This is a genomic window from Mycobacterium sp. (assembly GCF_040509115.1).
Lineage (GTDB): Bacteria > Actinomycetota > Actinomycetes > Mycobacteriales > Mycobacteriaceae > Mycobacterium.
In genome coordinates, this window is sequence record NZ_JBEVLO010000005.1 from 17,215 (window position 1) to 27,084 (window position 9,870).

The following is a 9,870-nucleotide window of genomic DNA, read 5'->3' on the forward strand; positions in this document are numbered from 1 at the left end:
GTTCGGCTCTCCGCTCGAGGCATGCAATCCGATGTCCGCCAAACGACTAGTCACGGGACGAGGCGACCGGTGTCGTGCATCCACGTCCTCGCCGGCGTGCTGCTCCCAAGTGCGGGCAGCGCTATAGGCTGGCGAGCCACGCGAATGGTGGAGGCGCTAATGGCAGACGGGGCCGGCTTTCGAGAGAACGATCTCGGCGTGCTGTCCAGCCGTCTGCTCCATGCCTTTCAAACCGAGCTCTTTCAGCGCCTTCGCGAGCAGGGATTCGACGACATCGTTCCCCGGCACGGCGGGGTACTGGCCCATCTGCGTCCCGAGGGAGTACGGGCGACCGACCTTGCCCGGCGCTCGGGGCAGCTCAAGCAGGTCGTAGGTGTCATCGTGGATGAGCTCGAGTCGTTGAAGTACGTCGAGCGGCGTCCGGATCCAGTGGATCGTCGTGCCAAGTTGGTGGTGCCGACCCGCCGCGGGCGCGCGCAGATGCGCGCTGCTACCTCGATCATTGCCGACATCATGAGTCGGCACGAGGGCGCTCTGGGCGCCGATGAGTTCGCCCGCTTCATGGCAACCTTCAAAGCAGTGGTCGACCGTCAACGCGCCGTAACCGCGGACGACGCGGCGGAGCAGGACTTGATCCGCTGAGCGCGTTGACGCAACCGCGTCAGACACGGGCCCTCAATGAGCCAACCGCAACCCGGTCTAGCGGCACCCACCCCACCTGCACTACCTTGGTAGGGCAACCACACGGGAGTGCACACCGAGTGCGCTGAGAGGACGGCTGAGCGGCCGTCGACCGTACGAACCTGACCGGGTAATGCCGGCGTAGGGAGATGACATGAACGATGCCTGTCACCTAGCTCTGGCCTGATCACGCGCTGGGGCGACCCCCGACCGCCGACCGTGGGGTCTGCTCGCCTTCCTCAGCTTCACCGCGCCCGGGCTCTCCGGCGGACCCGTGGCACCTAGACATAGGACTACTCGTGAACCAATCAGATCTCGATCGCACCACCAACCCACCCGCATGGCGCTGGCGCGTCGTCGACATCGTCGTGGCGAGCGTGCTCGCGGTCGCCGCGGGGCTGGTGTTCGTGCTGTGGAACATCGCCTCCAACCCCATCGGCGCATCACTCACCGCGGTGTTGCCCGGGCTGCAGGGCCTCGCCGGTGGCGGGTGGCTGTTCGCAGGCGTGTTGACGGCGCTGGTGATCCGCAAGCCAGGGGCAGCCCTGTACGGCGAGCTCGTCGCCGCGACCGTGTCGGCATTGGTCGGCAACCAGTGGGGCGTGCTCACGCTGGAATCCGGTCTAGTCCAGGGCGCGGCGGCCGAACTCGTCTTCGCCCTCTTCCTCTACCGCCGATGGAATCTCCCCGTCGCCGTGCTTGCCGGCGCGGCGGCCGGCCTGGCCATGGCGATCAACGACCTCATCCTCTGGTACCCCGGATCGGGGACGACGTTCGCGGTCATCTACACCGCCTCCGGCATCGTCTCCGGTGCGCTGATCGCCGGCGCGCTGTCCTGGCTGGTGGTCAGGTCGCTCGCCAAGACCGGCGCCCTGTCCCGATTCGAGTCCGGCCGGGTTGGGCAGCGATCCCCCGCGATTCGATGAGCGCGGTCGCCCAATCGGTCGGCGGCGTCACCGTCGCGACCGAAGGCTGGGGGTGGCGGCCCGCCGGGCGCGCACGGTGGGCGCTGCAGGACCTCGACCTGCACATCGAACCGGGTGAGCGGGTCCTGCTGCTCGGTGCGTCCGGCTCCGGGAAGTCGACGTTGTTGCACGGCCTTGCCGGCGTGCTCGGCGGGAGCGAGGAGGGCGACGAAGCCGGCCGCCTACTGGTCGACGGGGCGGCTCCCGGCCACCGCCGTAGCCGCATCGGCATGGTCATGCAGAACCCGGATGCCCAGGTCATCCTGTCCCGCGTCGGCGACGACGTCGCATTCGGCATGGAGAACTACAACGTCGCGCGCCAGGACATCTGGCCTCGGGTACGCCGCGCACTGTCGTCCGTCGGCCTGAATCTGCCTCTGGCCCACGATACTTCGCGACTGTCCGGAGGCCAGCAGCAACGGCTGGCGCTGGCAGGCGTGCTCGCGATGAATCCCGGCCTGCTTCTGCTCGACGAGCCGACCGCCAATCTGGATCCGGCTGGTGTCCTGGAGGTGCGCGACGCCGTTGCCGCCGCCACCGAACAGACCGGCGCGACACTCATCGTCGTCGAACATCGCACCGCCGTCTGGCTTCCCGTCGTCGATCGCGTGATCGTCCTGGGCTCCGAGGGTCAGATCGTGGCCGACGGACCGCCCGGGGTGATCGTCGACCGTGAGCGCGACCGTCTGACCGGGGCCGGAGTGTGGGTCCCCGGCGCCCCGCTGCCCGAGATCCCGCCCCGCCGCGCAGCACCGGGCGAGCCGCTACTCACTGCAACCGATCTCTCCTTCGGCCATCGCGGCGGGGCTTCGCTCCACACTGGCCTGAACTTCGAAATCAACCGGGCTACAACCACTATCGTCACTGGCCCGAACGGTGCAGGTAAGACGACACTGGCGCTCACCCTGGGCGGCCTGCTGCCACCGCACGGCGGAAGAGTCGACGCCGCACTCACCTTCGCCCCGACCCCGGATCGCCTCGAACCCATCCGATGGCGCTCCCGGGAACTGCTCACCCGGATCGGCAGTGTGTTCCAGGATCCCGAGCACCAGTTCCTCGCCAGCACTGTGCGTGACGAGCTGGCCCTGGGACTCCGGGCGCTCAAACGCGACCGCGCCGTCGTCGCCGAGGTGAGCGAATCCCTGCTGGAGCGCCTCCGGCTGGACCATCTGGCCGACGTCAACCCGTACACCCTCTCCGGTGGCGAGAAGCGGCGCTTGTCGGTGGCCACGGTGCTGGCCACCAACCCCGAGGTGATCGTCCTCGACGAGCCCACGTTCGGCCAGGACCGCGTCACCTGGGAGGAGTTGGTGCGGCTGCTTGCGGAAATCACCGCAGCCGGAACGGCGTTGGTGGCGATCACCCACGACGGCGACTTCGCCGACCTGCTGGCCGACCACCGTATCGAGCTGGCCGCGGCACCGTCGCAAGCCCCGGCCCAGGCAACGCGGTGACCGCCGACCCAGCCGTCGTCCCGGCGGCCCGCCTCAATCCCATCGGCAAGCTGGCGACCGCCCTGGTCATCGCGGCGGGCCTGTTGCCCAGCTTGGACTGGGTATCGGCGGCGGCCGCGCTGACCATGGAGGTCGCGCTGATCCTGGCGTTGCGAATACCGTTGCGGCCGTTGCTTCCGCGGGTCGCCCTGCTCGTGCTGGCGGCCGGGTTGACCGCGGTCACGATCCTGCTCTACGGCGAGTCAAGCGGCGTCGTGCACTGGCACTTCCTGCTCATCACGGTCAGCGACGGCTCAATCACCCTGGCGTTCGCCACGTTTCTGCGAGTACTGGCGATCGCGTTGCCATCGGTGGCACTGTTCATCGGCATCGAAGCGACCGAATTGGCCGACGGGCTCGGTCAGGTACTGAAGCTGCCCGCGCGGTTCGTTCTTGGAGCGTTGGCTGGTCTGCGCCTCGTCGGCCTCCTCGGACAGGACTGGCGCTACCTGGGATACGCCCGCCGAGCGCGCGGGGTCGCCGACCACGCCCGGATCCGGCGCGTCGCAGGCCAGTCCTTCGCACTGCTGGTCTTCGCCGTGCGGCGGGGATCCATGCTGGCCACGACGATGGAGGCACGCGGGTTCGGGGCGTATCCGACCCGGACGTGGGCCCGAACCTCCGAGTTCGGCTGGCGCGACAGCGCCCTCATCGCAACGGGTTTGGTCGTGGTTTCGACGGCCATCGCGCTGTCGATCGCCACCGGACACTGGAACTTCCTTGGCAGCCATTGATCTCGCCCTGCGGCTGACCGACATCGACGCCAAGACCGTGCTCATCGACGGTCGGTCCGGAGCGGGCAAGTCGATGCTCGCCGACGAGTTGCAGCGCACTTGGCAGGGCAGCGTCGTCGTGCGCCTCGACGACGTCTACCCCGGATGGGACGGCCTGGCCTGGGCCAGTGAACACATTCGCGCCGAACTCCTGGAGCCCCGCGCCGCCGGACGTGCGGGGCGCTGGCGTCGCTGGGACTGGGCCACCGGCTCCCCATCGCAGTGGCACACCGTCACACCCGGCGGCCGCCTGATCGTGGAGGGCGTCGGCACGCTGACGGTCGCCAATCGCACCCTCGCCGATCTCGGTATCTGGGTCGAGACACCCGATGGCGAGCGCAAGCGGCGCGCGCTGGCCCGTGATGGCGAGACGTTCATCCCGCACTGGGATCGGTGGGCTGCACAGGAAGACGACTACATCGCCCGCTGCCAGCCGTACGCGGTGGCCGACCTGATCGTGACCGAGGCCGCCGATGGAACTCGCGTCGCGAATCGCTCCGAGGCCGTCTGGACACCCGGCGGCTAAAGCGCTCCGACCGTCGAGAGAAGGTCGGTATGGATGGGCCGCCAGCCTAGTTCGCGACGGCTTCGCGGCGACCGGCAACGGCTGCTTGCCCCCATGATCAACGCGGTGAACTCACCCCAGAGATCCGCTGCCTCATCCGTCGTGACGCTCCGCGTGGCACAGCCCCGCTCCCTCGCAACGGCTTCGGCGATCCATCGATTGGCGACCTCGCCAGCGGCCCCGTGATAGAGGGCGCCCGGCGTACCGCCGGCCAGCGCGGCGGTGACCAACCGCGCTCCGTCTGCCACGTGCAGATTGGTGTAGCAGTTCAGTCCCTCGCCCACGTAGCAGGCCGATCCCGTTTTGGTGACCGACTGGTGGATCGCGCTGAGGTGGCCGTGTTCGCCTTCGCCCCAGAGATATGGTGGCCGCACCACCACGGTCCGCACTCCCGACGACGCGGCGGCACGCACCGCGGTCTCGGTGTGCACTCGCGCCAACGCGAGGGGCTCGGGATCGAACGGGTCGTCCTCGGCGTAGCTGTCGTCGCTCCACGTTCCTGCGGTGCGCTGCATGAAAACTCCGGTGCCAGAAACGAAGAGGAACGTGCGTCCCGTTCCCGCCAGCGCACCGAGGAACTCGGAGACGACGATGGCCTCGCGGTCGGGCGACGTCTGCGCGGCGTACACGACCGCATCGGCGCTCGCCGCCGCGGAGAGCGCGACGCCGAGTCGGTCGTCGAGGTCACCGTCGACCGCCTCGCATCCCCCGGCGCGCAGGTGCTCCGCGGCGTCGGGGCTGCGCGCCAACCCCACGACGCCGTGGCCCTCGGCGCGCAGCTGCCGAACGATGGCAGAGCCGACGAAACCCGTGGCACCGACGACGAAGACGTTCATGGTCATGCGCGTTGCCTCATACCGTGGTCGGGATGCTGCCGCCCTCGACGCGCACTGCGGCGCCGTTGGTGGCAGCCGACAGGGGGCTGGCGAGGTAGGTGATCAGGTTGGCGACTTCCTGCGGCGTGGCGAAGCGTTGCAGCAGCGATGCGGGTCGTCCCTGAGCGAATAGCCCACCGGCCACGTCGTCGCGGCCAATGCCTGCCTTCTCGGCGATGCCGTCGAGGACCTCGTTCATTCCGTCGGTCGCGGTCGGCCCGGGTATCACCGAGTTGACGGTGACCGCGGTGCCCCGGGTGAGGTCGGCCAGTCCACGAGCGAGCGCCATCGCGGCGGCCTTCGTCACTTGGTAGTGCATCATCTCCGAGCTGACCATGACGGCGGCGTCGGTGCCGAGGAAGACGATCCGGCCGTCGTTGCGTCTCAGCATGTCCGGCAGATAGTGCCTGGCGAGGCGAACGCCGCTCAGCGCGTTGACTTCCCAGTAGTGGGTCCAATCCGCGTCGCTGATGGCGGTGAAGTCGGTTGGCGCATAGATCCCGACGTTGTTGACCAGGATGTCGACGCGCGGCTCGGCGGTGGTCAACGTCTCGACTCCCTCCTTCGTCCCGACATCGGCGACGACGAGTCGAACCACGGCGTCGGGGGCCTGCTCGCGGATCTGCTCTGCAGCGTGGTGCAGCCGTTCGGCGTTGCGCCCGTTGATGATCACGGTTGCTCCCTCGGCTGCCAGGGTGGTGGCGGTGGCGAGCCCGATTCCCGATGGTGCGGCGGTGATGAGCGCCGTCTTACCGGCGAGTTGGAGATCCACGGTGTTCCTTCTTCTCGGTGTTCGATTGGTGGCGAATGGCCGGCGAGAGGATGTCCTCGACGACGCCATGGAGGTAGTCGGCGCTGAAGGTGCCGACGGTCTGATAGGTCATGCGGAAGAGCACCATCGCCGGGATGACCGACGACAACAACTCCACGTCGGCGTCGGCGACGAGATCCCCGCGTCGCACTGCACGGCGCAGGAGTTCGCGCACGTGTTTCGTGCCGTCGTCGACGAGCCGTCGACGGGCGCCGTCGTGACGTTCGGGATCGCGGTGGACGGCGGTGGCGAGCGCACTGACGATCGCTGCGCGGTCGGGATCGAAGAAGCCCGGCGTTGCAACCAGCGCCACGACGTCGTCCACTGGAGAGCCGGTGTCGGGCAGTGTCAGGTCATCGACTTCTTGGCACTCGATCGCCGCGTCGACGAGGGCCGCCTTGTCGCCCCACCGCCGGTAGATGCTGGCCTTGCTCACCTTGGCGCGCGCGGCAACGGCGTCGATGGTGAGCTGATCGTACCCCACCTCGGCGAGGAGTTCGGTTGCGGCCGTGTAGATCTCACGTTCGCGTTCGCCCTCGATGCGTGGCCGCTTCGCGAGCTGGTCAGCCACCACCGCCCCCGGACGGTCGGATGGAACGATATCGTTTCATGAGAGCGACAGTACGCTTTCGTTTCATCCGCGGCAAGCCGCGCCCTGCTGCGATCTAGTTGCCCGGGTCCGCGCATTCACCGAGGGCGGCCGCCATGGACTCATCGAGCAACCCGGACAGGTCGGCGTCGCGAAGGGAATCGGCGAGGGCGTCGGCGATGATCGACGGTGGAGTCCAGTCCGACAGCACCAAGCCCAGAACGGGTCTGGGTCTGATCTCCCGAAGCGGGCGGACGCACATGCCATCTGGCACGCCGAAGGCATGCAGCCAGGTATGGGCGACGATGCTGGGTAATCCTCGGGTGGCGACGTACGCGTAGAGCGCGCCGACGTTGTCGGTCTCGATCGCGGGTCTGATCCGTTCTCCCACCGACGCCATCGTGGCATCCAGGATGCGACGGTTGCGCATCTCCGAGCTCAACACGCACAGCGGCAACTGGGCCGCCGCCTCCCACTCCGCCACGGCGCCGGCGGCTGCCGGGTGCGACTTCTCGACAAGCAGCAGGTAGCGCTCGCGGTACAGCTCGACGCGCCGGATTCCGGGTGGCGTCTCGTCGTCGAGGTACGTGACCCCCGCATCGAGCTCGAATTCGGCCAGGCGCCTGGCGATCTCGCGGGACGAGAGGGCTTCGATCCGAACTCCGGCCATGGGGTTGTGCTTGCTGAATCGTTCGGTGATCAGCGGCGTCGCCGGGATCGCGGTCGGCACGGCGCCGATCCGGACCGTCGCGGTGATGCCGCCGTGCATCCGGTCGACGTCAGCGAGCAGCGCGTCGCGTTCGGCCAGGATCCGGTGCGCCCACCGCACCACGCGGGCCCCCTCCTCGGTGAAGCCCTCGAAGCGTCGACCGCGCAGCACGAGCATCACGCCGAGGTTGGACTCGAGCTTTCCGATCGCGCCGGACAGCGTCGGCTGGCTGACGTGACACAGCTGGGCGGCGCGGCCGAAGTGGCGTTCGCGCGCCAACGCGACGAGGTACTCGAGCTGACGGACCAATACTTCACCGTGCACACGTGCTCCCGTCGAAGACTCAGGCCGGACCCGTGAGTAGCGGCTCGCCTTCATTGACGATACCTATCAAGAGATCGAATCTTCCGTCATTACACCCCCTTGTCGACGCCGATCCGCGTCGGACACGATTCATGTTGCGCCCCAACCGGATCGCGCCAGGTGGGTGAGATACCCGGACCTCAGACGAACAAAGGAACGATCATGGCCAAAGTAGTGTGCGTGTTGTACGACGATCCGATCGACGGGTATCCGACGCAGTACGCGCGTGACACCCTGCCGAAGATCGACGGGTATCCGGGCGGTCAGACGTTGCCAAGCCCCTCGGCCATTGACTTCACGCCAGGGACGTTGTTGGGCAGCGTGTCTGGTGAACTCGGCCTCAGGAAGTACCTGGAGGGGCTCGGACACGAACTGGTGGTCACCTCCGACAAGGAGGGCCCCAACTCGGAGCTGGACCGTCACCTGGCCGACGCCGAGATCGTGATCTCCCAGCCGTTCTGGCCGGCGTATCTCACCAAGGAGCGCATCGAGAACGCACCCAACCTTCGGTTGGCGCTCACCGCGGGCATCGGATCCGACCACGTTGACCTCGACGCTGCGATCGCCCACGGAGTGACCGTTGCCGAGGTGACCTACTGCAACAGCATCAGCGTCGCCGAGCACGTCGTGATGATGATCCTGGGGCTGGTCCGCAACTACCTTCCGTCCAACGAATGGGTTCGCAAGGGTGGCTGGAACATCGCCGACTGCGTCGCTCGGTCCTACGACTTGGAGGGCATGGACGTCGGCACGGTGGCCGCAGGCCGCATCGGGCTGGCCGTCCTGCGTCGCCTCGCACCGTTCGGCGTGCGGCTGCACTACACCGATCGTCACCGGCTGCCCGCTGAGATCGAGAAGGAACTCAACCTGACGTACCACCCGACGGCGGCGGACCTCGCACCCCAGGTCGACGTCGTCACGATCAACGCACCGCTGCACCCGGAGACCGAGAACCTGTTCAACGACGAACTTCTCTCGACCATGCGTCGCGGGGCCTACCTGATCAACACCGCGAGGGCCCTGATCGTCGACCGGGATGCCGTCGTGCGCGCCCTGGAGAGCGGCCAGTTGGCGGGGTACGCAGGCGATGTCTGGTACCCGCAGCCGGCCCCGGCCGATCACCCGTGGCGCACCATGCCCCATCACGGCATGACGCCCCATATCTCCGGGACCTCGTTGTCGGCGCAGACTCGTTACGCCGCGGGTACGCGGGAGATCCTCGAGTCCTACTTCAGCGGTTCTCCGATCCGCGACGAGTACCTGATCGTCGATGCGGGACAACTCGCTGGAGTGGGAGCTCACTCGTACAGCACCCGCACGGTGTGACTTGGCGCTCGTGTGATCGACGTCGCGGTGCACTGGGTAGCGACGGAACCGGCTCTTGCGGGACCATGAGGAGATGCGTTACTTGCGGACGACGGCACGAAGGTGTCGTCGGCCGTGAGCGCCCTTCGCTGGTGGGCAGCATGCGCAGCCGGACGCAACCCGTTGGCTCGCGGCGCCGACCGCGTCCAGGGTTTGGCGCTTGCGATCGGCCTTCTGACGATGATCGTCGCGGTCTATCCGGCCGTGTTGCTCGGCCAACTTGGTTTTGCGACACGTTCCGATGCCATTGCGGCCGAGGCTGCGACTCGTCACCAGGTCGCGGCCACCGCTCTCGAAGACAGCACGGCGCAGCCGTCGCAGACCGAGTCGACCACCACGGCGTTCCTGGCGCACGTCCGTTGGACCGCCCCGAACGGCGTGCACGACACGATGACACAGGTCGAGCAGCCGGTGAAGGCCGGCGAGCAGGTGCGCATCTGGCTGAACGACGACGGCAAGGCGACCACACCCCCGCCAACGGAGGCCGATGCACGCATCGTCGCCGTCGGCACGGTCGTCGTCGCATGGTTGGCGATTGCAGCGGTGATCGGCGCGGCCCTGGTCGGCATCGGTGCCAAGCTGGGACGTACTCGCGCCCGCGAGTGGGACCGTGGCCTGCGGGAGCTCGTCGACAACGGCGGCGGATCCGCCACTCACCGGCCCTAACCCCCGCTGCGTCTG

General features: G+C 67.9%; 11 protein-coding genes and 1 riboswitch. Of the genes, 7 read left to right on the forward strand and 4 right to left on the reverse strand.

All coding sequences use genetic code 11. The features are described from left to right. Window positions 1-159 precede the first annotated feature (159 nt). The 5 genes from ABW137_RS00450 (at window position 160) to ABW137_RS00470 (ending at window position 4,438) form a co-directional block, all read left to right on the forward strand. Window positions 160-642 carry a MarR family winged helix-turn-helix transcriptional regulator gene (locus ABW137_RS00450; protein ID WP_526395787.1) on the forward strand — a complete coding sequence of 161 codons (483 nt, stop codon included), beginning with the start codon at window positions 160-162 and terminating at the stop codon, window positions 640-642. 92 nt (window positions 643-734) lie between these two features. Then, window positions 735-846: riboswitch (TPP riboswitch) on the forward strand. Between the two features lie 134 nt (window positions 847-980). Beyond that, complete coding sequence (locus ABW137_RS00455) at window positions 981-1,607, forward strand: ECF transporter S component (RefSeq protein WP_526395788.1); 627 nt, start codon at window positions 981-983, stop codon at window positions 1,605-1,607. Then, on the forward strand, window positions 1,604-3,100 hold the full coding sequence (locus ABW137_RS00460) for an ABC transporter ATP-binding protein (protein ID WP_526395789.1): 1,497 nt from the start codon (window positions 1,604-1,606) through the stop codon (window positions 3,098-3,100). Before ABW137_RS00455 ends, ABW137_RS00460 begins: the two co-directional genes overlap by 4 nt. Continuing rightward, window positions 3,097-3,873: an energy-coupling factor transporter transmembrane component T family protein gene (locus ABW137_RS00465; protein ID WP_526395790.1), complete on the forward strand. Its 777-nt coding sequence runs from the start codon at window positions 3,097-3,099 to the stop codon at window positions 3,871-3,873. The genes ABW137_RS00460 and ABW137_RS00465 overlap by 4 nt, the downstream gene beginning before the upstream one ends. Beyond that, on the forward strand, window positions 3,860-4,438 hold the full coding sequence (locus ABW137_RS00470; RefSeq protein WP_526395791.1) for a uridine kinase family protein: 579 nt from the start codon (window positions 3,860-3,862) through the stop codon (window positions 4,436-4,438). The genes ABW137_RS00465 and ABW137_RS00470 overlap by 14 nt, the downstream gene beginning before the upstream one ends. On the opposite strand, the gene ABW137_RS00475 is transcribed toward ABW137_RS00470, so the two are convergent. From ABW137_RS00475 to ABW137_RS00490, 4 genes are all read right to left on the reverse strand, one after another. Further along, window positions 4,435-5,319 carry an NAD-dependent epimerase/dehydratase family protein gene (locus ABW137_RS00475; RefSeq protein WP_526395792.1) on the reverse strand — a complete coding sequence of 295 codons (885 nt, stop codon included), beginning with the start codon at window positions 5,317-5,319 and terminating at the stop codon, window positions 4,435-4,437. The genes ABW137_RS00470 and ABW137_RS00475 overlap by 4 nt on opposite strands. Window positions 5,320-5,329: 10 nt before the next feature. Continuing rightward, a complete protein-coding gene (locus ABW137_RS00480) occupies window positions 5,330-6,124 on the reverse strand; it encodes an SDR family NAD(P)-dependent oxidoreductase (RefSeq protein ID WP_526395793.1) in 795 nt (264 codons plus the stop codon). After that, complete coding sequence (locus ABW137_RS00485; RefSeq protein WP_526395794.1) at window positions 6,102-6,734, reverse strand: TetR/AcrR family transcriptional regulator; 633 nt, start codon at window positions 6,732-6,734, stop codon at window positions 6,102-6,104. The genes ABW137_RS00480 and ABW137_RS00485 overlap by 23 nt, the downstream gene beginning before the upstream one ends. A gap of 94 nt (window positions 6,735-6,828) precedes the next feature. Beyond that, window positions 6,829-7,785, reverse strand: coding sequence for a LysR family transcriptional regulator (locus ABW137_RS00490; RefSeq protein WP_526395795.1), 957 nt, complete (start codon window positions 7,783-7,785; stop codon window positions 6,829-6,831). Between the two features lie 201 nt (window positions 7,786-7,986). On the opposite strand from ABW137_RS00490, the gene ABW137_RS00495 reads away from it, so the two are divergent. After that, entirely contained in the window at window positions 7,987-9,150 is a 1,164-nt protein-coding gene (locus ABW137_RS00495; protein ID WP_526395796.1) for an NAD-dependent formate dehydrogenase, read from the forward strand. 114 nt (window positions 9,151-9,264) lie between these two features. Then, window positions 9,265-9,855: an Rv1733c family protein gene (locus ABW137_RS00500; protein ID WP_526395797.1), complete on the forward strand. Its 591-nt coding sequence runs from the start codon at window positions 9,265-9,267 to the stop codon at window positions 9,853-9,855. Window positions 9,856-9,870 lie beyond the last annotated feature (15 nt).

Bases quoted from the DNA above. Each gene is read 5' to 3' on its own strand.
- ABW137_RS00475 (WP_526395792.1), bottom strand. From the start codon at position 5,319: ATGACCATGAACGTCTTCGTCGTCGGTGCCACGGGTTTCGTCGGCTCT.
- ABW137_RS00495 (WP_526395796.1), top strand. From the start codon at position 7,987: ATGGCCAAAGTAGTGTGCGTGTTGTACGACGATCCGATCGACGGGTAT.
- ABW137_RS00450 (WP_526395787.1), top strand. From the start codon at position 160: ATGGCAGACGGGGCCGGCTTTCGAGAGAACGATCTCGGCGTGCTGTCC.
- ABW137_RS00460 (WP_526395789.1), top strand. From the start codon at position 1,604: ATGAGCGCGGTCGCCCAATCGGTCGGCGGCGTCACCGTCGCGACCGAA.